At 52.7% G+C, this 25,988-nt stretch carries 14 protein-coding genes; 8 read left to right on the top strand and 6 right to left on the bottom strand.

Translation table 11 applies throughout. The features are described 5' to 3' along the window. The first annotated feature begins 32 nt into the window (after positions 1-32). The 7 genes from JIN87_RS11400 to JIN87_RS11430 all read left to right on the top strand — a co-directional run bounded on the left by JIN87_RS11400 (position 33) and on the right by JIN87_RS11430 (position 15,700). The gene (locus JIN87_RS11400; RefSeq protein WP_200355690.1) at positions 33-2,126 is read left to right on the top strand and encodes a methyl-accepting chemotaxis protein; all 2,094 of its coding nucleotides are present in this window, start codon (positions 33-35) and stop codon (positions 2,124-2,126) included. 85 nt (positions 2,127-2,211) lie between these two features. Then, positions 2,212-2,598, top strand: coding sequence for a response regulator (locus JIN87_RS11405; protein WP_200355691.1), 387 nt, complete (start codon positions 2,212-2,214; stop codon positions 2,596-2,598). 19 nt (positions 2,599-2,617) lie between these two features. After that, entirely contained in the window at positions 2,618-3,472 is an 855-nt protein-coding gene (locus JIN87_RS11410) for a CheR family methyltransferase (protein ID WP_200355692.1), read from the top strand. A gap of 32 nt (positions 3,473-3,504) precedes the next feature. Beyond that, on the top strand, positions 3,505-4,587 hold the full coding sequence (locus JIN87_RS11415) for a protein-glutamate methylesterase/protein-glutamine glutaminase (protein WP_200355693.1): 1,083 nt from the start codon (positions 3,505-3,507) through the stop codon (positions 4,585-4,587). A 282-nt stretch (positions 4,588-4,869) separates the two neighbouring features. Further along, the gene (locus tag JIN87_RS11420) at positions 4,870-6,234 is read left to right on the top strand and encodes a hypothetical protein (RefSeq protein ID WP_200355694.1); all 1,365 of its coding nucleotides are present in this window, start codon (positions 4,870-4,872) and stop codon (positions 6,232-6,234) included. Positions 6,235-6,624: 390 nt separating this feature from the next. Continuing rightward, positions 6,625-14,235, top strand: a complete 7,611-nt coding sequence (locus JIN87_RS11425) for a putative Ig domain-containing protein (protein ID WP_200355695.1) — start codon at positions 6,625-6,627, stop codon at positions 14,233-14,235. Between the two features lie 37 nt (positions 14,236-14,272). Next, positions 14,273-15,700: a putative Ig domain-containing protein gene (locus JIN87_RS11430; protein ID WP_200355696.1), complete on the top strand. Its 1,428-nt coding sequence runs from the start codon at positions 14,273-14,275 to the stop codon at positions 15,698-15,700. A gap of 55 nt (positions 15,701-15,755) precedes the next feature. On the opposite strand, the gene JIN87_RS11435 is transcribed toward JIN87_RS11430, so the two are convergent. From JIN87_RS11435 to JIN87_RS11460, 6 genes are read right to left on the bottom strand one after another with little or no spacing between them, the layout of a single operon-like run. Further along, on the bottom strand, positions 15,756-18,278 hold the full coding sequence (locus tag JIN87_RS11435; RefSeq protein ID WP_200355697.1) for a BatD family protein: 2,523 nt from the start codon (positions 18,276-18,278) through the stop codon (positions 15,756-15,758). Next, complete coding sequence (locus tag JIN87_RS11440; RefSeq protein ID WP_200355698.1) at positions 18,278-20,374, bottom strand: vWA domain-containing protein; 2,097 nt, start codon at positions 20,372-20,374, stop codon at positions 18,278-18,280. The genes JIN87_RS11435 and JIN87_RS11440 overlap by 1 nt, the downstream gene beginning before the upstream one ends. Next, positions 20,371-21,402 (bottom strand): VWA domain-containing protein, encoded by a 1,032-nt coding sequence (locus JIN87_RS11445; protein WP_200355699.1) that lies wholly within the window; start codon positions 21,400-21,402, stop codon positions 20,371-20,373. Before JIN87_RS11445 ends, JIN87_RS11440 begins: the two co-directional genes overlap by 4 nt. Next, entirely contained in the window at positions 21,399-22,157 is a 759-nt protein-coding gene (locus JIN87_RS11450; RefSeq protein WP_234033356.1) for a hypothetical protein, read from the bottom strand. The genes JIN87_RS11445 and JIN87_RS11450 overlap by 4 nt, the downstream gene beginning before the upstream one ends. 6 nt (positions 22,158-22,163) lie before the next feature. Beyond that, on the bottom strand, positions 22,164-23,033 hold the full coding sequence (locus tag JIN87_RS11455) for a DUF58 domain-containing protein (RefSeq protein ID WP_200355701.1): 870 nt from the start codon (positions 23,031-23,033) through the stop codon (positions 22,164-22,166). After that, positions 23,030-24,004 carry an AAA family ATPase gene (locus tag JIN87_RS11460; RefSeq protein ID WP_200355702.1) on the bottom strand — a complete coding sequence of 325 codons (975 nt, stop codon included), beginning with the start codon at positions 24,002-24,004 and terminating at the stop codon, positions 23,030-23,032. The genes JIN87_RS11455 and JIN87_RS11460 overlap by 4 nt, the downstream gene beginning before the upstream one ends. 382 nt (positions 24,005-24,386) lie before the next feature. On the opposite strand from JIN87_RS11460, the gene JIN87_RS11465 reads away from it, so the two are divergent. Beyond that, positions 24,387-25,871, top strand: coding sequence for a sulfatase family protein (locus JIN87_RS11465; protein WP_200355703.1), 1,485 nt, complete (start codon positions 24,387-24,389; stop codon positions 25,869-25,871). Positions 25,872-25,988: the final 117 nt, after the last annotated feature.

Genomic DNA, 25,988 nt, shown 5'->3' on the forward strand with positions numbered 1-25,988 from the left:
ATCAACTAAACACTTACAAACAGAGAAAAACAATGAGCCTCAAAGCAACAATAGACAACCTACCGATCGGCAAGAAAATTGGATACGGATTCGCAACCGTAATGACCATATTCGTCGCAGCAGGCGGCTACTCGATTTGGAAAATGAAAACCTCCGCCACCAAAGCGGAACACCTTTCCGACGAGTACGTACAGGAACTGAACCTCAGCAGCCAATTCATCGAAACAGTTCAAGATGCAGATCGAGCGTCAACACGCTTTTTCTACACAGGCAACTCCGATGAACTAAAGGAATGCCTCGACCATATAACGGAGCTCAAGAAGCAAATCGTAGAGTTCCAGGACCTCGCAGACAACTCGACTCAGCTCAAACTTCTTCAAGAAAAAATAAAGGAGACTCCAGAACTCGTCAAAGCTCTGGAAGGTTCGGTCCACGCAAGCCTGGAAGCCGACAAGGAAATCGACAACGCTTTCGAAGTAGCTCGGATTAACTCAACTGACGCAGTCGCAGCATTCCAAGAGATTCTCGATCAGCAATACGTAAAGACCGAGAGAGACATCAAAGCCGATGTAGACAATGAAATCCTCCTCGGAAGGCGCATCAAAATCATGCTCCTCAACAACGCCATCAACGCCGTTGAGAGCCTGAACTTCGAAATCGAAAAATCGAGAGCCGAGCGCGATCCTTCTTTGCTTCGTGAAAACATCACGCTTTTCGCCAATATCGAGTCCGCGATCGAAACGACACGCCCCCTCTTCACCAAAGCGAGCGACCAAGCCCTTATCGACCGGGCAGACGCAGGAGTCGAACGCTACCGAGCAGCCACTGAGAAACAGTTGGAGCTAATGGAAGAGATGATAGAAATCGGTGATCGTCGCAACCAAGCCGTGACCGCGTTCACTATTTTCGCCCAGTCGGTCATGGACGCTGCAAACACCGCGGTTAACAAACTCTCGAAAGAGACTGCAGAAGATCTCGCCACAGCATCCTACCTGAACATCGCTAGCGTCGTCTTGGCAATCGTCACCGGAGCTTTTGTATCCATAAAGATAACACGTCTCGTTACTGAGCCACTCTTCAAAGCGATCGACTTGGTAAAAAATACCGCGAAAGGCGACCTCACCCAATCAATCGAAGTCACCTCCGAGGACGAGATCGGCCAAATGGTCGCCTCCCTCAACGAGATGACAGAGAATTTGCGAAACGTCGTTAGCGAAGTCAGCGACGCCGCAGACAATGTCGCTTCCGGCAGCCGTGAGATGAGCGCATCCGCGGAAGTACTCTCAGAAGGTGCCACCGAACAAGCTTCCTCTGCCGAGGAAACCACGTCCTCAATGGAACAGATTGCCGCGAACATCCAGCAGAACTCTGACAACGCTCGCCAGACGGACCAGATCGCCACCAAGGCTGCGGAAGACGCCCACAGCAGTGGAGAGTCCGTATCCCGCACTGTATCCGCGATGAAAGACATCGCCGAGAAAATCAGCATCATCGAGGAGATCTCACGCAAAACAGACCTACTCGCCCTCAATGCTGCGGTAGAAGCTGCACGAGCGGGAGAACATGGCAAGGGCTTCGCTGTCGTAGCAAGCGAAGTGCGTAAGCTCGCCGAACGCAGTCAGAACGCAGCTGCGGAAATCAGCAAGATCACAAGCGATGGTGTCGAAATTGCAGAGCTAACGGGCGACATGCTGCAAAAGCTCGTTCCCGACATTCGCCGTACTGCCGAGCTCATCCAAGAAATCAACGCTTCCAGCATCGAGCAAAGTTCAGGAGCAAAGCAGGTATCAAAGGCGATCCAGCAGCTAGACAAAGTGACACAGCAAAACTCTTCGGCCTCAGAGGAAATGGCGTCCACAGCGGAAGAGCTTTCTAGCCAAGCGATCCAACTCCAAAACTCTGTTGCATTCTTCCAGATCGAAAGAAGTGGCGTCGAAAGACGAAAGCCTACGGTCGCCGCTCCTACCAATCGTATCAGCAAGTCTAGCGGAGGAATCAAAAAGGAAAAGAGCCTAGAGTCACAGGTCATGTTGAACCGCTCTCAACCGCCAGCAGGCGTTTCCATCTCACTCTCCGACGGGACACGTGGCGGCGACGATCTGGACCAAGACTTCAAGCCATACTAAAAGAATAGTTCAAACGGCCTAGGAATCCAGCTCCCAGCCGTACTCTCCAGATATATCTACTCAGAATCCAAGTAATCAATACAAGATGTTAAGAGTACTAATAATCGATGACTCAATTTCGATTCTGGCACTGCTCCAAGATACAATAGCAAAAGCCGGATACGAGGCGCACACAGCGAAAAACGCCAAAGAAATAAATGAGAGTCTCAATGGAAACGATTTCGATCTCGTCATTACCGACATCTACATGCCGGAGCAGGACGGGCTTGAGACCATCTTAAACCTTCGCATAACGAAACCTGACATACCAATCGTAGCGATGAGTTCAAATACTGGATACAGTGATGTACTGGATGTAGCTAAGAAGCTTGGTGCGCGAAAGTGCTTGAGAAAGCCTTTCACGCAAGAAGCGATCCTTGATTCGCTCCTAGAAACGATCGGACCGGGAGCTCCCTCCAACTCAGCAAACTAACCACTCCCTTGGAGCCTGCATGAGCATCGAAACAATCCAGCAAGAAAGTCTCAACCTCACAAAGGGAAGCTTCGATTCGTTCTCGCAATACATCACAAGAGAACTCGGCATCAAAATGCCGAGGTCCAAAATCTCCATGTTGCAAGGGCGACTGCGCAAACGGGTTCGCGCTCTAGGACTCACAAGCATCGAGGACTATCAAAAGCTCCTCTTCAAGTCATCGAGCAACAAAGAGGAGCTCGTCAATTTCATCGACGCAGTTACCACCAACAAAACTGACTTCTTCAGGGAGCGTTCACACTTCGACACTCTCATTGAATCGACGCTCCCGCAATTGGAGCGAAGTGCAAGAAAGCCTAGCCTTTTCAATCTCTGGTGCGCAGGTTGCTCCACAGGTGAAGAAGCTTACACATTGGCCATGGTACTTTCCGAGTACGAGAGGCTTCACGACGGATTCGACTTCTCAATATTTGCAACGGATATTTCTCAGCGGGTGCTCACCAAGGCACAAACTGCGATTTACACCGAGGAACGTATCCAGGACATTCCTACAGAATTGAGGAAACGCTATCTCCTACGCAGTCGCGACCCACAGAAGCGAATATATAGAATCGTACCGAACCTTCGTTCGCGAATCTCTTTTGATCGCCTCAACTTCATGAACGAGAATTATTCGGTCAGCCGACGCTTTGAAGTAATCTTCTTTCGAAATGTGATGATCTATTTTGATAAGAACACTCAAGAGAAAGTAGTCAATCGACTGGCAAAACGATTGAAGCCCGGCGGTTTCCTCTTCGTTGGACACTCAGAGTCTCTCGCTGGGTTGGACATTCCGTTCGAATCGGTGGGATCATCCATATACCGCAAGAGCTGATTCACTCACACATCAAAGGCAAACGACAAGCAATGCCCCCACAAAAACAAATCCGCGTACTAATTGTCGACGACTCCGCCTCGGTACGGCAGACGATGCTCTCGATACTTGAGTCTGATCCCAGTATTGAAGTTATGGGCACAGCTTCTGATCCATACGTCGCCGTTGAGAAGATACAAAAGGAAGTTCCTGATGTAATCACGCTAGACATAGAAATGCCGCGCATGGACGGGTTGACCTTCCTGGAGAGGATCATGTCCCAGCACCCGATCCCGGTGGTCATCTGCTCCAGCCTCACCGAGACAGGGTCCGCCACCGCGCTGGCAGCCCTCGAACGCGGGGCGCTGGAGATCATCACCAAACCCAAACTCGGGACAAAACAGTTTTTAGAGGAGTCCAAGATCCTCATTTGCGACGCGGTCAAATCCGCCGCACGAGCAGGCAAGCCCAAGAAAATGGACCCACCACGTTCTCAAGCGGTTCAACCCAAGCTAACCGCAGATGCGGTTATGGCACCCAGACGCTCGAGCCAGGCAATGCTCAAGACTACCGAAAAGATAGTATCGGTAGGAGCTTCCACGGGTGGAACCGAAGCTCTGAGGACCTATTTAGAAGCGCTGCCACGAGACGCCCCCGGACACGTGATCGTCCAGCACATGCCTGAAAAGTTCACCGCCAGCTTCGCCAAACGGCTCGATCAAAGCTGCGAGGTCTCGGTAAAGGAAGCGGAAAACGGCGACACCGTACTACGTGGCCACGTGTTGATCGCTCCCGGAAACAAACACATGCTCCTCAAACGCAGCGGAGCACGCTACTACGTGGAGATCAAAGACGGCCCACTCGTCTGCCGCCATCGCCCATCCGTAGATGTCCTATTCCGCTCCGCCAGCCGCTACGCCGGTCCAAACGCAATCGGAATCATCATGACAGGCATGGGAGACGACGGGGCGAAAGGCATGTTGGAGCTCAAGGAAGCCGGAGCATACAACATCGCTCAAAGTGAAGCGAGCTGCGTAGTGTTCGGCATGCCCAAGGAAGCCATAGCTAAAGGAGCGGTTCATAAGGTAGCCCATCTGCATCGTCTCGCTCACGAAGTGATCGAAGCGGCCAGCTAGTCGCTTGATACCCCCAATGGGCACAACCGCTTCCCGGCGGCGGCCTACCCCGGACCTCAAACTGCTCCGATTGGCTTCTCCGAAAAACTGGCTAGGTAATCGATCGAACCCAAGGCCTCACTTTCAATGTTACAGTGAGACTCGGCTTCTTACCCATTGACATTCGAAGCTCCATAAACGGGATTCTCCACACCCACCCGCTTATAGGGCCGAGCAATCGGTCTAATTCCCAAACCATCAAACAAGAGGCATCCCCCGGGATGCGCCTCACAATCCCCCCCCATGCGAAAAGTAATTTGTGCCTACTTTTTTCTAGCTTCGTTGTTGCTCCTTCCACACGCGTCAGCGGCCGACGAGATCACCGACGAGGATTTTGATGTAATCGAAATCCAAGGCTTCGAGGTGTTCTCCAACTCGATAACCGTCATCGATGGCATCACCGGCAAAGAATACGAAGGCAAGCACCCCGTCGTTCTCGGTTTCCGACGCGAGTTCGACAACCTACTGCTCAAATTCCACAAGCGGCTGCTTATCGAGGAACACAAAAAGCTCAAAACGCACTCCGACAGCTTCAAAACCCTTCCCGCTGAATTAGACCAGCTTGCTGCAAGTTTCGGCTTCAAAGGAAAACTCAAGATCGAAGGCCCTCGCCTCACCCGAGAATTTTCCATCTTCAACCGAATGATCAAGGACCCCTTCTTCAAGATCGACGAACTAGTGGTCTGGGACATCAATCAGCTAAAACTTCGCAACAACCTCCTGCCAAAAAACAAGTACGCCAAGAACCTCCGCCCAAACCCGGAGACGGGAGAATGGGAACGACGAATCCTCACCAAATGGGAGGTATCCTGCGTCAGACGAAACCGTAACAATAACGGCACACACCATTTCTACACCCACAAGCAACAAGGCTTTAACTTGGACACTAACAAGGGTTTCCACCTCATCGACCAAGGTCTGCCTTGGGACGTACCTCCCCATGCATTTCGTGAAGTCGAGCTACAGTATCCAATCCTTGTAGACACGGCGATAAACGTAGACGAACAAGTAAGAGAGCTCAGCCGAGACTTCATAGAAAACCTCTTCTACATCTACGACCCATTCAGTTGGGTTGCCAGAGGCAACACCCGCTTCCCTTGGGGATATAACCGGGAAATTCACGACCTCATCAGATCTCAGAAAATAAACGTGAACCAGAGGAACTGGTTCGACCGTGTCCTTGCTACTTTTCTAAACGACGTCGCCACTTTGAAGTATTGGAGCGCAGACCTGATCTACGCCCAACAAATGGCTTCCTCCTCCCCTAAGAACCGAAACATTCTCGGAGAAGACCTCGATCTCTTAAACTGGCACAAAAAGGAAAAACGGCAGGTCAACTACGACATCGACACACCAAATACGATCCCAAACATCAGTTTCGACAACTCCGGCCGAGCCCGCTACATCCTCCTTGACGCGTATCGCCGCTATGGAGACAAATTCGTAGACGCTCTACGGACGCGGGTTCTCGCAGTCAGTGAAAAGACTGACGCCAAACAACTCGTCCGTGACGCTCTCGCCGAAGCCTCAGGTGTTTCTGCAAAGAAATACATACCTGCTGCCATCCGCGCGCAAAAAGCGGAGCTAGGACAATTTCTCGCAAAATAGTCGTAAACATCCCAGCCTCCGTGGATGGAACAGGGTGAAGCGAACAAGCGTCCTCGACCCGATTCTAACCGTATTCTATTTCCAGATACAGTCCGACCTTGAAAGCACTTGCACAACTGTGCACGTTAGTGCCATTTCCCCTTTATTTATGGGCCTTACTTGAGTTTAGGGCATTCTAGGGAATACGCCTCAAGGGGGCGTTAAGGCTTCGTTAATCAATGTAAATCTCGGATAAACAGCCGTCGGTTTAATAGGTTTCGCTTTAGGAAGAGTATCAAACTCCGAAGCCAAGATTCAGTCGATTATGCACCCGTGAAAACGAGGCTGCATCAAACGGCCAGAACTTTTCGCACTCCTCCTATACCTCCGCACCGCAAACACGAAGCTCATATGACCCGAACAGCTCTTCTTAGCGAACGCCTGCCTATCTTCTGGAAACCTCTGCTTCTCCTAGCCACGCTCCTCTGCGCCACTCAAAACAGCATCGCCCAAGGCACGCCCGATTCGCCCGAAGAAGAACTCCTAATCAACGCGGTCGCCGGCTATGAGCTAAACTTTCCGCTAGATCCGACATCCGAAATCACCGGAATCCAGTTTGCCGAGCTTCCCGAGGGACTCGTCCACGACTCCACCACACAGACGATCACAGGAATCCCCACCCAAATCGGAGTCCTGGAGTCCACTGTCTCCTTCACCGAAGCCGGAGTGGCCAAGTCCATCCCAGCACGCTTCGAAGTATTCGATCCCAACAATTTCACTGGAGATCCACACAATCCCAACCCTAAGGACGAACACCATGCCCCCCAACCTCACTACATTCCAGGCAAAGTCGGGCAGCAGCTCTACTGGCAAGTAGACTTCCCCGTCTACAGCAGCGAATACGACTTCGGCGTGACCCCAACAGGCCTCCCCTCCACAACGCCTCCAGGCGTCGAGTTCGTAGCAGGAGAAGCCTCATTCATCGGCACCCCTTCCGCTCACGGCGACTACTATTTCGTATTTCTCGTAAACGACTCAACCGAGTCCTACGAAGTTCACTACCTTTTCCAAATCGAGCCGGCAGAAGGCGGAACCGACGCGGATGGCGACGGCATTCCAGACGACTCTACCGGAGTAGGTCACACGGATCCTACAGGTTCGCACGAGGAAGATGACACTCTCTTTATCACTGCGATCCTCGGACACCCCCTCGACTTTCCAATTGATGCGCCAGCTGAGATCACGATCCAAGGCGTAAATGGCCTCCCCGCTGGGCTCTACTATGACGCCGACAAGCGATCAATCGCTGGCACACCTACCGAGACTGGCCACTTCGACGCCTCAATTTCATTCGTAGAAGCTGGAGTCAGCGGAGAACACCCCGTCAAAATCGACGTTTTGCACGACGACGGAACCGCGGTAGGAAATCCAGGCGACGGCGCTAGCGGACCGGAAACACACTACATCCACGGAAACGTAGGATCTGAGCTTGATTACAATATCTTCCTTCTCGCCAAAGGTGAAGCGATCGACTTCGGAACGCGTCCAGACGGCACTGCCTTCGAGCTTCCTCCTGGCATCTCCTACAACGTGGAAGCCTCATCCTTCATCGGAGTACCACAGGAAGAGGGTGAGTCAGACTTCGTAATCGTCATTCCTGATGAAACCCAATCCTACGAAGTCCATTACCGTTTCCTCATCGGTCCAAGTGACGGCACACACGTGAATCCAGAGCCGCTACACATCCACGGAAACGTGGGCGAGCCTCTCTACTTCCAAGTCCCAGTCGCGATTGCAGGTGCAGGCTTCGACTTCGCAACTCGTCCCGACGGCACTCCATTTGAACTCCCTCTCGGAATCGGATTCAACGCTGAAGAAGTGTCCTTCTCTGGCACCCCTGAGGAAGCTGGTGACTTTGACTTCGGGCTCTTAGTTTTCGATCCAACCGGAAACGGCTATGAAATGCCCATCATTTTCCATTTCGGCGAAGAAGGAGACTCAGCAGGCAACCCAACCGATCCGAATCCACACCCACACGAAACACCACGCATCTTCGGAATCGTAGGCGAACCAATCGAGTATCACCTGCCATTTGATCTAACAGATTTTGGTATCGATTTCGCATCCCGCGCAGACGGAACGCCATACGAACTCCCTCAAGGGATCGAGTTCAACGTCTCTGAGAGCCTCTTCAGCGGAACCCCAGAAGAAGCGGGCATCTTCGGTTTTGCCCTTCTTCTCACCAGCGAAGATGGCACGCATGAAGAGCACTTCATTTTCGACTTCATCGACAACACGTCTCATAATCCCGGATACACAGAGGAAGCGATTCACATCGTAGGGAATGTGGGCGAAGAGCTAGGCTTCGCGCTTCCCCTTGAAGATGATGTCTCTCACCTGGAGTTCGATTGGCTTCCAGAAGGCATCCAGTTCAATCCAGAGACACGCACCCTAGTCGGCAAACCGCTCTATCCCGGGTACTACGAAATTGCCCTCCACGCGCTTCGAGGCGAAGAGAATATCCTCTATCCTGTATTCTTCGACATTTTTGGCGACTCCCACGACCACGGTGGTCACGGCGAAGAATTTAAGGTCCACGGCTGGGTCGGAGAGTTCATGTCCTTCCCTCTTCCATTCGACACCGCCTCGACTGAAGTAGAGCTCACCACCTACAGCGATGGTACCGCCGCGGTTATCCCGGTCGGAATCGAGCTCGATCAAGACAACGCGTTTTTCGTCGGATACCCGCAAGAGCCAGGCTTTTACGCCTCTTCCATCACCATTACCGATTCCACAGAAACACGTGATATCCCAGTCTATTTCGACATCCTCCATATGGAAGGTCACCACGATGGACACCACCAGCCCGACCACCACGAAGGGCCCCGCGACATCGTACTCTTCTCCGAAGTAGGAGCTCGCTTTTCTTTCAAGTTCCCTCTCACCGATAGTGAACAAGCGTTTCTAAAAGATTCGAATGGAGACGAGAAGCTGGATCTCCCAACCGGACTTAACTACGATCCCGACAACCTAGCCATAACCGGATCTCCATCGAAAGCAGGAGTCTATCGTCAAGTAGTCCTGATTGAAGGCCCTGACTTCAACGAAGAATTCAACCTGATCTTCCTCGTCAGCGATCCACGCCCCGCGCCACGCCTATCCTTTTATTCAGAAAGCGAATACACGCCAGGCGACCCATTCCGTTTCCAGATCCCGGCCACCGGTTCTCCTACGAAGTACGATGTCATCGGACTTCCTGACGGAGCCCAAATCGATGCCGAAACCGGAGTGGTCTCTGGGACGATTGAAAAGGACGAAGACTTCGACCTATTGGTCTCGGCAGCAAATGAAGACGGCATCGCTTACGGTATCCACTTCCTAGATGCGGAGTACGAGCGTGAAGACGATCCGACAGCACCCGAAAATCCTCATCCCGAAACGAGCGAGGAAGAAGATGTTGAGCCGTTCTTCGCACGCCTCGGAGTCCCTTTCCGTCTTGAAGCACCATCGGAATATTCGGAAGCCGCCTTCGCCGTCATCGAAGGAGAAGCTTTCCCAGATGGGATCTCCCTCGATCCAGAAGAAAATGCAGTCATCTCCGGCACCCCAACAGAAGCGGGACTCTTCAGTACCAAAATTTCCATTACAAGAGATTCGATCACCGAGACGTTCACCCTCTGGTTCTTTGTCGCAGACAGCGCATCTGCTCCACAGATTCTAGCCGAGGACTTCATCCATCGCCGCGTCGGAGAGTCCTTCGACCTCACGCTCCCGATTGTTAACGGTCCAGCCGAGATTGAAATCATCCGTGCGCCGGAGGGAGTAAGCTTCGATAGCGCTTCAAACTCCATCCGCGGGGTCATCTCCGAAGCCGGACGCTACGACATCCTCCTCACAGCGAAAAACGACCACGGACTGGGAGTCCACTACGTCGAAGTCGACATTTGGCAGGACGACTCCGGCTACAACCCAGGCGAAGCAGAAATCCACCCTCACTACGCATTTGGCATCGTAGGCGAAGCGCTCCACTTCCCACTACCAATCGATCCGGCCAAAAGCCAATTGAAGTTCGTCGCTAATGACGAAGGCACAGAGTCAACGATTCCACCGGGCCTCAGCTTCATCGAGGACTTCGCCATCATCAAAGGCGTGCCTGAAAAGGAAGGCTTCTTCGACGTCTTCCTCGAGATCACCGAATACGGCTTCACACGCCGCGAGCACATTATCTTCGAAATCTACAACCACGATTCCGTCCCCACAAATCCAGACTTCCCAGAACCGGGGCACGAAGAGCCGGACGACGGTCACGTAGAACCAATTTTGGGCAAGGTCGGCGAACGTCTCTACTTCGAAGCACCAATCTCTGGTGAGAACATCAGCTTCGAACTCGTCACAGGTCCCGACGGCTCCGCATCCGACTTGCCTCCTGGGGTAGAGTTCGACCCTCAACTCGGAATACTCTCTGGCGTTCCGACTGCATCCGGCATCTACCCGATCTGGGTCAAGGTCGACGAAAACGGCAGCGTTCGAACGCACTTCGCCCCAATCATTGTAAGCGGCGTCGAAGGCTCTCCCGTCATCGTGAGTTCCGACTTCATTACAACCGCTCCCGGAGAACACTTCACCCATCAACTCGCCGTCGAAAACGAGCCAAGCGAAGTGAGCATCGAGTTCTTCGATGTCCCGGGTGTGTTGAGTTTCGATCCAGATAGCCTACTGCTTGAAGGCAAGTTCGAGTTTGGAGGTTTCTATATTCTGCTCGCCTCGGCGACAAACGAAGTCGGAACTGGCTACGGTCTCATCTACATCGACGTGCTCGGCCTCAACAGCGATGGCAGCATGCCGCATGATATTCCTCTGCACATAAACGGAGAAGTAAACAAGGAGGTCGACTTCGAGCTACCAAGCTTCATTCGCGGATCAAGCTTTGTAATCGGAACCGATCCAGCAGGTATTGAAACGGATCTACCAAACGGCCTGACCATAGACGAACGCACCGGGCGTATCAGCGGTACACCTACAGAGTCAGGTTACTCTTTCGTCTGGGTCATCGTTGACGACGGCGAGCTTCCCTCTCTCGCGATCAATATCGGTGTCGCAGAAGGCATGCTCACTCCGATGATCATCAGCCCGGAAGTCTGGGTCGGCCATCAAGATGAGGAATTCTACTATCACGTGCACGCAACCGACTTCCCATCCGCCTACTACGCCGACGGCCTTCCCGAGGGCTTGAGCCTCGATGAGCAGACAGGACTCATCTCTGGAATCCCAAGTGTATCCGGAGACTTTGAAGTCCAGGTTTCCGCAGAAAACGAAGCTGGCTTAGGCGAGACCAGAAAGCTCCTCATCTTCATCGAAGAGAAGATTCGCCTCCCAATCCTCTCCGCTCCATTCTTCGTAGAAGGAATAGCAGGTGAAGCGCTTTCCATCGAAGTCAGCGCGACAGAATCGCCAGATACGTTCTCCGCCCACGGGCTCCCTGAAGGAATGAGCATAAACGCAAGCACCGGAAGTGTATCCGGAACACCAGCACATCCAGGATACTATGAAGCGACCGTCATCGCTGAAAACGAACACGGACACGGCAAGGTTTTCATTGGTATCTATATCAAGCGACCAGCTCAGGCTCCTGTCTACACAGGCCCCGAACACACTGGGGGTAAGGTCGGCGAAAGCTTCCAATTCCAATTGAACGTTAGCGGAAACGTGGACATCTATAGCTTCGCCGGCGACGGCGGTGGATTCCCAGCAGGCCTCCTTCTCGACACCGAGACTGGCCTACTCTCTGGAACCCCAACCGAAGTATTTAGCGACTACGTCGAATTCTTCGCCTATGGCCCAGGTGGTACGACTTACTTCAAGGTCTACATCAAAGTCGCACCGGCGCTCAACGCGCCTGAGATCACCAGCAGCCCGTTCGCAATGGGTACTGCAGGCAGCGCGTTCGACTATCAAGCCACCGCAAGTAATGATGCGCTCGAGTTCGACGCCCTATTCCTTCCTGAAGGTCTCTCAATCGACAGTTCAACAGGGCTTATATCGGGAACTCCTGAAAGCGCCGGTTACCACGATGTCTTCCTACGTGCCCGCAACGATGCGGGATGGGGTCGAGCTCGACTCCTCGTGCTAGACATCATTCCAGGGCTCGCAGCACCGACAATCATCAGCGCCCCCTATGCGAAGGGAGAAGTCGGCAAAGCGTTTAGCTATACGATCGAGGCGAACAACTCGCCGAGCACCTACAGTGTTTCTGGTGACCTACCGGCGGGACTTGAACTGGACGCTTCAAACGGAGTCATAGCCGGTACACCGAGCGAAGCTGGCCTATCCGAGGTTTTGATTTTCGCTTCCAACGAATCAGGAGCAGGGAACGCCCTTCTCTTCCTAATCGCAATTCGTCCATCCCAAGAGATGCCAGTCGTCACCTCTAGCGGAACCGCATTTGGCAAGGTTGGAGAACAGTTCGTCTATCAGATCAAGGCTTCCGGCAACCCAACCTCATTCGAATCAAGCGAACTCCCGGACGGCCTCGTTCTCAACGAAACGACAGGACTCATCTCCGGAAAGCCGACCGCTCCGACAGATGAGCCAATCCTCATCGTACTGACAGCTCAGAACGCCGCCGGATCAAGCCTGCCAAGAGCGCTCCTTCTTGAGGTACTACCTGCTGCAGAAGCTCCAGTTCTCCTCTCAGGGGCTCATGCGAAAGGTAAGGTCGGCGTGGAATTCGAGTTCCAGGTTCACGCAACCAACGACCCAACAGCCTACAGTAGCCCTGATCTCCCAGCTGGCTTGTCTATCGCAAGCGACACAGGACTGATTTCAGGAACACCTGAAAAGCCCGGCGAGTTCCATGTCACACTTAAGGCATCGAACAATGCAGGTACCGGCGAGCCAGCAGTACTGCTACTCTACATCCTGCCAAGCGCCGAAGTCGCAAACGTCACCAGCGCTCCGCTCGCAGAAGGCAAGGTCGGAGATGACTTCGAATACCAGATCACAGCATCTGAGGAAGAGATCGATAGTTTCCAAGTCGAAGGCGAACTACCGCGAGGATTGGATTTCGACCCGACAACAGGGCTTATCTCAGGTACCCCCGTTGATCCAGTAGCGGTGACTGTCCACCTCTCCGTTTCAAACGAAGCAGGCGTTAGCGCCCCTCAACCACTCACCATCACAATCGAGCCTTCACTAGAGGCGCCTGTAATCACTTCCTCACTACATGCACCTGGAACAGTGGGAGAAGACTTCGCTTACACAGTCGATGCTACAAATATGCCGGAAGAGCGACCATTGCCTCCAAGCGCTGAGTTTGATGCAGTCGGCCTACCAGGTGGCTTAGCCATCAACACAGCCACCGGAATTATCTCAGGTAGCCCAGAAGAGGCAGGCACATTTGAAGCAACAATTGTTGCGACAAATGAAGCCGGTGAAGGAGCCCCACGCATTCTATCTATCAAAATAGATCCAGCGCCTACCGCTCCAGAGGTAGTCAGTGTCGTGCGTGTAAGCGCTCAAGTCGGGCAAGTCTTCAATTACCAAATCGAAGCCACAAACAGTCCTACGTCTTACGATGCGGATCACTCCATTCCTTGGCTGATCGCAAATACGGATACTGGCGTGCTCTCAGGAACGCCAAGCAAACCAGGCGTCTATATCGCGGCACTATTCGCCAGCAACGAAGCTGGCAGAAGCGATCCTGGTCCGCTTGAAATCACCGTGTATCCAGCAGCCAATACACCAAAGATCACCAGCGACCGAACGGCAGACGGCAAGGTAGGAACCGCATTCGAATACCAAATCGAGGCGACAAACGACCCCACCTCGTACGCAGTAAGCGGTTTGCCTTCAGGTTTAGCTCTAGATGCTGAAACCGGCTTGATCTCTGGTACTCCAAATGCCTCGGGTACCTTTGAAATAATCGTCGTTGCAAGCAACGCCAACGGCGAAGGAGCCGAGACACTCTTGGTTCTCGAGATAGAGCAGAAAGTAAAGTTCACGCTCATAATACCAGGTACCTAAACCACCAACTAAGGATTTAACGTTAGCCCCACCAAAAATGAACAAAGCGACAACAACCAGCCCCACACTGCTTCGGTTCGCACTCTTCATCACTGTTTCAATCTCACTCTGCGCAGCGGCGCTGGCCCAAAGGCTAGCGCTGCCCGACGCACAAGTTGGAGTTGATTACGAGTTCAAGATAACTCCATCGATTGAAGTACCGAGTGACACAAAATACACGGCAGATGGACTCCCCCCCCAATTCGCGATAAGTGAAAGCGAAGGAACGATTATTGGGGATCCAGTAGCCGCGGGAGAATGGGATGACATAACTATTACCCTCTCCTACTCCGATCCCGAAAGTGACGACATCATAGATAACAATTTCTATTTCACACTCACGATCACGGCCGCCTCCGGGACCCCCAACATAACAAGCGCCACACTCGACTCCGGGACGGTTGGCCAAGCCTTCTCCTACACCATAACGGCAGATAACGATCCGCAGAGCTACAACGCGACAGGAGAACTGCCAGCTGGAGTAACCGTTAGCGGAGATACCATCAGCGGCACCCCAACCGACTCCGGGACGTTTCCAATCGTTCTCAGTTCAAACAATAGCCTCGGTACCGGTCCAGAGACGACTCTGACGATCACAATCGATCCCGCCGGTCCCGTTCCCGTCATTTCGAGCGCCGCAACACTTTCAGGAGAGGTAAACGAGCAGCTGTCCTACCAGATTGTAGCAAGCGAAACGCCCACCAGCTACTCGGCAAGCGGACTCCCTCCGGGCGATGTAGATATCAACACGGAAACCGGCTTCATTAGCGGCTCACCCAGTTCCGAAGGCATCTATATCGTCCAGCTCAAAGCGACAAACGCCAACGGAACGAGCGAAGCCTTTGAGCTCACCATCACCGTGGGTGATGTCCCTCAAATCAGTTCCTCACTTTCCATCAATCTGACCGAATACCACATAATGGATGACTATCAGCTGTCGGCCTCGAACAATCCTACAACCTTTACGTTCGACGCTGAATACCCGCTGCCCGCTGGTCTTAGCTACAATTCTACCACTCGAAAGATCACCGGCATCCCGACCGAAGCCGGCACATTCGATGTGCGCGTCACTCCGACAAACGGTGTTGGAGACGGCGTCGAATCCACGATAGTCATCACCGTTGCAGAGAAACCCGCAGCCATTCAGCCACGCCCAGCCACCTACTCCGTCGTGCGCTCCGGTTCAGCGTTTGAACTTTATCTAGAGTTCGATCAAAGCGTCGGCGATCTGGACGCATACAACTGGAAAATCGAAACCAGTACCGATCTGGATACTTGGACCCCGCTCGATCTCGATGACTCCTCACTTACGGTCACAATCACAGACAACGAAGATAACTCCAAATCCGTCAAGGTTCAGTATCCAAATATACAGCCAACCGATACGATGATCTTCATCCGTTACAGGGTCGAAACAAAAGAGTAAGACCTCTCTCCCAAACGTTTAAGAAGGCGATGCGCGAGCATCGCCTTTTTCCTTTCTAAAGAATCTCAACCGTATCCACCGGAAGCCAACATTCTCCGTCCGGGCCCAAGGAAACTCTCAGCCATTCATCGCGAGCTTCCAGCACTTCAAACTCAACCCCGCTATGCAGGGATTCCAAAAACGCGGATTGATAAGCATACCCCGGTCCCTTCCGTCCAAACGTTTCCTCTGCGATCAATACCCCCTCAGAAGCTCCGGAACTCCATTCCACCACCTCTAGGAGAGCAACGACAGCAGCTGTAGCCAAAACGACTCCCCCTGCAGCTGACAAAGCGATATGGCGATACCGCCTCCAAAGCAGTAATAGCAGCCACCCTGCAATCCAACTCACAGAAAACAGGGCCCACGACCAACGGCTAGGCCACGGTCTAGCCTTCTGCTCTCCCGTTCCTAAAACGTCTACCCGCAGAGCGCGGGCCGCCGATAAGCTCTCACTTAGCTTGTCGTCGAATGGTCGATACGCCTGAGCCCTTCGATAAGCCGCAATCGCCCGTCCAATTTCACCGGCTTTGAACCATGCGTTGCCTGAATTGTACCAAGACGCGCCTTCCCGAATCCCCGACTCCGCGCAAGCCTCGAACGAAAGCGCCGCTTCGGCAAAACGTTCTTCTATGACACTTGAAACCGCGCCCGATTCCGAAATCTCCAACGCAACTTGAAACGCAGCCTCCGCATCATCCCAACTTGTCGCTTCGAGATCCTGCCCTAAATTGAGCCCCAAAACTCCGATCGCCAAAACCAATGCCCGATTCAGCGCTTGGTAAACCGATTTACCCAAAGAACGCAGCTTGCTTTCATCAACACGCATAGAGGCACTCGCTCTTCCGCGTTCAGAGTAGCGAGGCTCGTCAGGCGTACGCAGAATAGCTTCGATATCTTCCACAACCTCCTTGCCACAAGCCTTCTCTCGCAACAACTCCCCAGCATCTCTCGCCGTCAAGGAACTCGCAGGACGTTCGAAACACTCCGCAACAAACCCTCTCAATGATTCCACAGTGACCTCATTCACCCCAAATCGAGCATACGCTGCACGACGCTTACCATACGGCTCATCCTCGACTCGCCGCCTCAATTCTCGTACCCACGGTGTTAATACAAAAAACAAGACAGGACAGAGAACCAGAAAAACCAAGGCTCCGCCTGAAAAGAATGAAATCAATCCATGCCCTAGATCACTCATAATACTTCCTTTTTCATTATGCCAAACACCTAGTGTGCTGGCCTCCACGACTCGCTTTGCGCCAGGCAAATTCTCTACCGAAAAATAGCTCCTCCCGTCCTCACTCTCCACCCGAAGCGGAATCGAACCCGTCTCCACCACACGAAACTCGCCTTTTCCAGAATCAAAAACCTGAAATGACAAACTTGGAAAAAAACGGGTTTCCACCGTCAACGGACGCGCCCTCGCCACAAAACTCCGACCATCCGGCTGCCAGCGTTCGCTCATTTCCTCCGCTACCCAAAAACGATGCCGCAAACTTGATTGCAGAGCGATCGGTGGAAGCTCTAGCATTTCCGAACAAACCTCGGATTTAACGTCGACACGAATCTCCATCAACTGGCCAAGCTTCAGATCGAGCGGAGCCACGCTCACCTCAATCGAATCAGGAGAAAAAAGCCCGCTAAATGATTCTAAACGGCCAGAATCACTCAACGGCATTACTTCAACCGCAAACGCATCTGAACGCGTCTCCAGCTTCTGGTAAGCCTTTGTTCTATCGACCGGCTCGAAAAGGCTGTTATTGAAATAGGAAGCGTATTGATGCGAACCATACCCCTTCTTCTCCAAAAGCGAACAAAGCAGCTTAACCGGAGGAATTTCAAAACGCCCCGCCTCCTCAAACGCTACCCAAACCGAAAACTCGACAATACCCAACTTACCCGGCGCATTCGCTTTATCTTGTATTCGATGGCTAATGACACGGCGCCCTCCCACTGGGAGACCAAACTGGACATCGGGATCAACTTGGCTACGCGGCACGAACACCTTGACTCCCGAATCATTGAAAAAGCTAGGGGCCAATCGGAACGCCCGCATTTGATCGACCGGCAAATCACTCGTCCACCGAAAGTCGATCCGCACAGGCTCCCCTTGGTAGGCAGAGGTCTTGTTTGGAATCACTTCGAGCTTCATCCGATCCGACTGGATCGTTTCGCTCACTAAAAACTGCTTTGGGCGACTCTCCCAAATAGCGTCCCCTACCTTCACCGTGATCGAGGGGAAGGTGCGCACCCCAGCACGTCTTGGCACAAATTCCAGTACAACAGCGTAGCCCCCGCGAGAGTCATCCTCTAGATTTACAACCGACCTATCATATATCCGAACCTCGTCTCCGCTCTCAGGTAATTCGATCTCCGGCTCAACCTCGACATCAAGGAAGATATAGGCTGTCGCGATTTCATCTGTAAACCAAGCAGCCTCCTTGAACGAAAGCTCTAGATCTTCCGCATCTAGCTTCCCTAGACCAAACAAGAAAATTACAACAGATACAATAAACTGGATACGCAGGGACTTCATTACCAATCCTTCTTAACCTTTCCTGCATTGGCTTTCGCGCGCTGCTCCTGCCTGAACTGTTGGCTTCCCATTTCTTCCATCAAAATCTCCTCAGCGGAGTAATTAGGCACAGGCAGGGCCTGCATCTGTGCATTTTTCTTCAAATCGCCCTCCATCGGCATCGAAGACGGCATTCCTTCTCCCTCTTCTCCGTATTCATAATCCTCATAATCTTCCCAGTCGCCTTCATCGCCTTCCTCCGAATCGCTCGACGCAAACATATCCAGAATGTCCTGAATACGCTGCTCCGCAGTCTCCTGACGCGATCGCCCTGTCGCCCAATTCGCCCAGACTGCCAGCAAGTCTTGAGCATCAAACTGAGCAGAGATCGCCTGCCCCATAAGAACGAGAGGAACCGCCAAGACAGAATCCACGACTGGCCCTTGCGAGGAAGCATTCGCAGAGAGAGAAGCATCCAAATCCTTCATCAAGGCCTCAATTCGTTTCCCTTCCGCCGTCAAGTCACGTTGCCTGTCGGAGAAGCTCTTCGAAAGCGCCACCGCATCGCTCGGCTCCAAGCTTCCCTCTTCCGCGCTCGCGCTCTTGCTACGCCGTTTCTGAGAACGCCCAGGATCCGCGAGAACGCATTCGTTCCTCAAATCGGTCTGGGCTTCAAGCAGAGCCTGCAAAAGCTCCAGCAACGATTGCATCTGGTCATCTTGCTCCTGCTCGCGTTCCTCCTCTTCCTCAACAGCCCTCCTCAACTCTACAATCGTAGAAGCCAAGTTGCTTAAGCGTAGCTTAGCTCGTCTAAAATCAGGGCGTTCACGGGCCGCCAACAAAAACGATTCTCGAGCCTGCAGAGCCATCGACAACGCATCACGCGGCGACTCATCCTTAACCGATTGAGAGCGGCGCCAATCGGCCAATCCTTTGTTGAACGAGTACACAGCGACCTCATCCGGAGCGCCTCCTGACAATTGCAAACTTTGAAACGCCAGGCTCGCTTCTTCAAATTGCTCACTCTTCAAAAGCGCGCTCGCGGAGTCAAAAGAGTACTCGGGCTCCTGTGCCCGAACAGACTGCGAATCCATTGAGAGAACCGAAAGGGTCAACAGAGAAAGACGCATCGCGCCACGCCAGTAGCTAGGATGCGCTAACACCGCGAACAATAGAGCCAACGGCAACAACCAGAAAGCCCCTTCCTTGTAAACCGTGTATCCAGAATCTCCATCTAGCGAAGCAGTGGGTTTCCCCTCCGCAAACCTCCGGTAAACATCACCCAAATGGAAAGGCTGCACCCCGGCGTTGAAATACTCGCTACCCTCGCTCTTTCCGGCTAGCGACGCCAGAGCGTCTCGCTGTTGTTGCGTATAAACGGTTTCCCCTTCGTAAGTCAGCGCCGTCGTAGTGCCATCTTCTTTCTCGAGAGGAATCGGAGCTCCTTCACTAGGGTTTCCGAGCCCGACCACTAACAGATTCACTCCACTCTCGCGAACGCGCTCAACCACCTTGTCCAGATTCGGAGCGTGGTCTTCTCCGTCCGTAAGCACAATCACATCCTGAAAGCCCTTGCGATCCGTATCAAGAACCTGATCGACCACTTTCTCGATAGCCGATAAAAGGAACGTACCGCCAAACTCTACACTCCGAGGCTGAACCTGCGAGAGCATGTAACGTACAAACTCGTAGTCTGAGCTCAGAGGACAAGAGATAGACGAACTACCGCCGTAGATGACAAGGCCGACCTGCTCACTTCCCAGCGTGGCCAAACAGTCCTCAACTCCCTGCTTCGCTGCCTCCAAACGTGACGGGTAGGTATCGCGGGCCAACATAGAACGCGAAACGTCTACCACAAAAACCACGTCTCTCCCTGTATTGGAAATGGAATGACGTACCGGATCATAACTAGGGCGAGCCAATGCAACTGCCAGCGTCACAAAACAAAGGATCCAGAAAATCTCTCGCTTCGTCGACTTTGGGGCCATTTTTCCGTGCCCCCACTCGTCGCGGACTTCCATCCTTTTTACTCTAGCACGCCGCATCAGCCACAGCATCGGCGCCACGCCAAGCAACAGCGTCAACATCACTGGCCATTGAAATACGAATGTGCTCATGACGCGATCCTCAGCCAAGTCGTCCAAAGGACGGTTCTAATCACAAGGCACGTAAGCGCCAGCAACGCCGGTAGCCAGAAAATCTCGGAGACGATCGTGAAGCTCCTCGTTTCAATCCGTGTCCGCTCTAGCTCGTCGATCTCCGCGTAAACAGACTTCAATGACTCATATCCGCTCGCTCTCCGAAACAAGCCCCCCGTCTCCTCGCTAATCCGAGAAAGAACCTGCTCCGCACTACTCAAGGGAGATTCGCCTAAGCCTGTCTTCTCAATGCCGAGCCCTTCCGCATCCCCTAAGCTGATCGAATAGATCCGACTGTCCCACTCTTTCGCAAGACCAGCCGACTCGAGCGGCAAGTGGTTCCCCGAATTGTTTTCTCCGTCCGTCAACAAGACAACCACCCGACTCTTGATTTCCGAAAGACGCCTAGATGCGCTCTCGCTCTTAAGCTCATCCAAGTTTTTCAGGCGGGCGCAGGCAAGTGCGAGCGCATCGCCATAAGCGGTCCCGTCTTCGTTGGGACGATCCTGTATCTTCAAATCCCTTACAATTTGCACCAGAGCCTTGTGGCCAAACGTGAGAGGACTGCGTGTATCCGCATAGCGAGCAAAACTGATCAGGCCAATCAAGTCGTTGGGCCTCCCCATCAATTGCTCGCCATCCCCAGCGATGAACTGCTCAACCAATTCCTTGGCCACCTCCATGCGCGTCTTCTTTCCTTCCCCTGGCACAACGAGGCTCTGGTCCATACTGCTCGAAACGTCGACCAGCATCTCGATCGCAATCCCTTCCGCCTCTTCAACGGACAAGTTGGAACCAACCTGCGGTCGAGCCATAGCCGCAACCAGTAGGACAAAAAACAAGAGTTCAAGAACTCGCAGGAGCCACAAATGTCGTGCTCGACCACGTCCGAGAAACTTCCATTGCTCGTTCGACGCCACACGAATCCCGCTTTCCCGGTTTACCCTCAAGAATGTGAAGCCCCACAAAAGGAGCAGCAGAAATACCCATGGATACGCGAAACTCATCGAGCTAACTCCTTCTCCAACTGAGCCAGCACGGCTTGAGTTTCGCCCTTCTTCGAATACGCAACCTTCTCAAGCGAAGCCAGAGAAGAGGGAGACAAATCCATCTTGTATTCACGTACCAAACACTGAGCATCGAGCCTAGAAATCGTTTTTCGTGAAAGTATCCTCTCTATCTCGGCATGAAGAGATGGAGTTTTGGAATCCCTGCCTTCGTTCGTGAAAGCCCCCCGCTTACTCCGAACAGCTCCCCACACCACTGCGACAAACGCCCCTAACAAAAGAGTTCCGGCTATCCAGACTTTCAGACCGGAACGCACCTTACGGTCCATTTCGGGGATGAGCGGCTCAACCTCATCGTGATCAAGCATCGCTTCGAAGCTCGCAACCCGAACCCGTTTCTCCTCGATAGCAATTCCCTCGGCATCCTCATTCCCTGCGTAAAATAGAACGCCACCTCCCAAAGAAGCATCCCCCGGTTCAACAGCTTGATAAACAAGAATCCAGCCTTGCTCGTATTCAGACTCTTCATTCACGAATACGGGAACGCTCTGTTCGCTCAGTAATCGAAGGTGCGGATGCCGTGGCGGATTGAGATCTCTACGCACGTATTCCCTCTCACTCACCGAAACACGCATTTCTAACAAATCCCCCGGAAAACGATCTTTATCTTCCAATTCTACCTTAACCGCAGCAGCAACAGAGCCCGCCACGAAAAGAAGAGCGCTAAACAAAAGTGTGACTTTAAATCCGTTCACTCGCATTCAACCACCCGTTTCGTCTGCAACCAAACGCTGACGAGATTTGAAGAAATGAGACAACGCGGATACACAATCCTCCCCTGATAACACTTCCACCAAATCCACACTACAATCCATCAATAGCTTTCGCAAATCCGCCATTCGAGGGCTACTCCCTTGTTTAGCTCCAGCAAAGTCTATCACACGACTCTCCCCGGTCTCCGCATCTTCAACTCGAGTCAATCCACTAGCGGGTACATCGATCTCGTGTTCCTCCAACAAGCTGACAGCGATCAAATCATGCTGATAAGCAGCAGACCGAAGCTCATCTTCAAATCCTTCGCTCAAGAAATCCGACAAGAGGAATGCCACCGAACGCTTTTGAGCCATATGACCCAAAGTGTTTAAGGCCACATTCAGATTCGTTCCACTTCCCTCTGGCTGAAAAGAATCTACAGCATCCATTATTCGGATACCATGCATGCGGCCTTTTCCAGGAGGAACCACATGCTCGACTCGATCGGTAAAGAGAATAAGACCGACACGGTCATTGTTCTTCAGAGCAGCCAATGCGAGTAATGAACAGATTTCAGCGAGGGTCCGACGCTTGCCTCCATCTAAATCGCTCAAGGTAGAAGCAGATAGGTCAACGAGCAAAAAGAAATACTGTTCCCGTTCTTCAACGTACCGCTTGATATGCGGTACACCCGTTCGAGCAGTCACCTTCCAGTCCATCGAACGCACGTCATCGCCAGGCTCGTAGGCACGCACATCCTCGAACTCGATACCGCGGCCTTTGAATACACTTCGGTACTCACCGGCCAAAAGATTCTCGACCGGTCGACGGCATTTCAACTCTAGCAAATTGAGTCGACTGTCGCTGTCAGGCGTCATTCTACGACGATAGGTACAGTAGCGAGGATACGTTCGATCAAATCGTCCGAACTCAAGCCTTCCGCTTCCGCTCGATACGATATCGCCATACGATGTCGGAGAACATCGACTGCCACTTCTTTCACGTCTTCAGGGGTCGCATAGTCCCGATGTTTGAGCATCGCGATACCTCTTGCCGCTAATGAAAGGTTGATCGTCGCACGTGGAGAAGCCCCGAAACGAACATAGCGCTCGATATCCAGGTTGTAACTACCGGGGTTACGCGTCGCATCGACTAGCCGAAGAATGTAGCGCTCAACCTGATCATCGATGTAGATCTCATCTAGAAGCCCTCGCATCTCCACGATTTCATCGAGCGAGATAACAGGATCGACCGTCACCTTCGGTGCGGAACGCGCCATACGCTTCATCACCTGGTGTTCGTCGTCCATACTCGGATACCCAACCTTGAGCTTAAACATGAAGCGATCGACCTGCGCTTCCGGCAGGGCATAAGTCCCCTCTTGCTCGATCGGGTTCTGAGTCGCCAAGACCAGAAAAGGATATGGCAAAGGAAATGTCTCTTTCCCGAGCGTAACCTGCTTTTCCTGCATCGCTTCCAGCAAGGCGCTTTGCACTTTGGCCGGAGCTCGGTTGATCTCGTCCGCTAAAACGATGTTGGAAAAGACAGGCCCCTTCTCCGCTGAAAACTCGTGCTTCTTCGGATCGTAAACAAGGCTGCCCACCAAGTCACTTGGCAAAAGGTCCGGGGTGAATTGCACGCGGCTGAATTCAGCCTTGAGGGAATTTGCGAGCGTGGTCGCAACCAAGGTCTTCGCCACCCCTGGAACCCCTTCCAGCAAAACATGCCCATTGCACAAGAAAGCGAGCAGCAAACGATCCACCAAGGCCTCCTGGCCCACCACAACCTCAGAAAGGCGACGGCGAACCTCGTCTAACTTCGAACACGAACTTTCAATCAAATCTTTCATCAAAAACGGGGAGAATGAACCCAAACTCAAGCCGCGAAAGCGAGCAGAAAGCCGGGTCACTTACCAATACTTTTTACGGGTAAACTATTAAACCACTCCTACAGCTAGCTGCAGTTTACGCATTGAAGCGATTCAAAATAGGTCCCAATTCTTACGTCAGTCATCTACCCGACACCCCCTTAGAGCTACCCGCCCCAAGTTTCCCTAACTTGGAGGAGGCCGGTGAAGATGGAAATTTCTAACCAATTAATGGCGATGCTTCACCAGCACTGTCTTTGTTCTGGATCCATTCAGCAGCAAAAGAGAGGCTAAACAACGAACACGGGAAATTGGCTCCCAGAAACGCGCGCTTTCTCCAGCTTCCACGACCCTACCCCTTCATATGAATATGATCAGAATCAAAGCATCTTGGCGACGTTGCGTTCAGACATTCGCTGCCTTAAACACCGCTGCCCTACTCGCAGCAACGTCACACGCTAAGGAGAGCAAGCCCAACATCCTCTTCATCTTTACGGATGATCAAAGCCACGAGACAATCGCGCATTTGGGTAATGATGAAATCATTACGCCCAATCTGGACCGTCTCGCCCAAAACGGGGTCTACTTCTCTAACACATACAATATGGGAGCATGGAACGGTGCCGTTTGCATCGCTTCACGCACCTGCCTCAACACCGGCCTCGGTATTTGGCAAGCTGGCGAAGCGGAGCCTACTCTCGGCGAACGAGCCCAACGTGGCGAGTTCTGGTCCCAACTTATGAGCCAAGCCGGCTACGAAACCTACATCTCCGGCAAGTGGCACGTTAAGACCAAGGTTCAGGATCTCTTCGATCACAGCGCTAACATTCGCGGCGGGATGCCCAAGGATACTCCAGAAGGCTACTACCGCCCAAAGGAAAACGACACGTGGACTCCATGGGACAAGTCCTTCGGCGGGTTCTGGCAAGGGGGCGAGCACTGGTCCGAGGTCCTTGCTACTGATGCTGAAGGCTTCCTGGAAAACGCAGGGAAGAGCGACAAGCCGTTCTTCATGTACCTCGCATTCAACTCTCCACACGACCCTCGCCAAGCTCCGAAGGAATACGTCGATATGTACCCTCGCGAGAAGATGCGCGTCCCTGCGAACTTCCTGACCGATTATCCTTACAAGCAAGAAATCGGCAATTATGAGGTGCCGGACAACAACGAGGGCATCCTCCGCGACGAGCGTCTCGGCGGTTGGCCTCGCACCCATGAACTCGCTCGTCTCCACAAACAAGAGTACTACGCCTGCATCACACATACTGACGCTCAAATCGGACGTATCCTCGACGCGCTCGAAAAGACAGGTAAAGCAGACAACACCTACATCATCTTCACATCCGACCACGGCCTCGCCTACGGCCACCATGGTTTACTCGGCAAGCAAAACATGTACGAGCACAGCATGAAGCCCCCACTCATTATCACAGGCCCCGGGGTACCGAAAAACGAAACACGTGATGCCTTCGTCTACCTTCAGGACGTCATGCCAACGACTCTCGAGCTCGCGGGAGCCAAGAAGCCGGACTACGTCTTCTACAACAGCTTGAATCCATTTATTGAGAACGAGAATACTCCTACAAATTACCCCGAGGTTTACGGAAACTACAGAGCGGACTACCAGCGCATGATCCGCGTCGGCGACCACAAACTCATCCTCTATCCACTTGCCGGAGTCTACCGTCTTTTCGACGTAAGCAAAGACCCCCAAGAAATGCGAGACCTCGCTCAACTCGGCGGAGAATACAAGGATCTCGCAGCAAAACTCTTCCGCAAGTTCCGCAAGCTTCAGAAGGACGTTGGCGATCCGCTCGATTTAACTGAAATCTTCGCCGACCTAATGTAGGGCTGGCGCTCGCCGCCACGCCGCATTGCGCATTGGCGTCAACTTAAGTTCTCCATCTGGGTGACGAGTCTGTCCCATCGCTCCAAAGTGTTGCGTCTTTTGCGCTTTTCGTAGCGG

The sequence above is a fragment of the Pelagicoccus mobilis genome, assembly GCF_016595505.1.
In the GTDB taxonomy this organism is placed as follows: Bacteria; Verrucomicrobiota; Verrucomicrobiia; order Opitutales; family Opitutaceae; genus Pelagicoccus; species Pelagicoccus mobilis.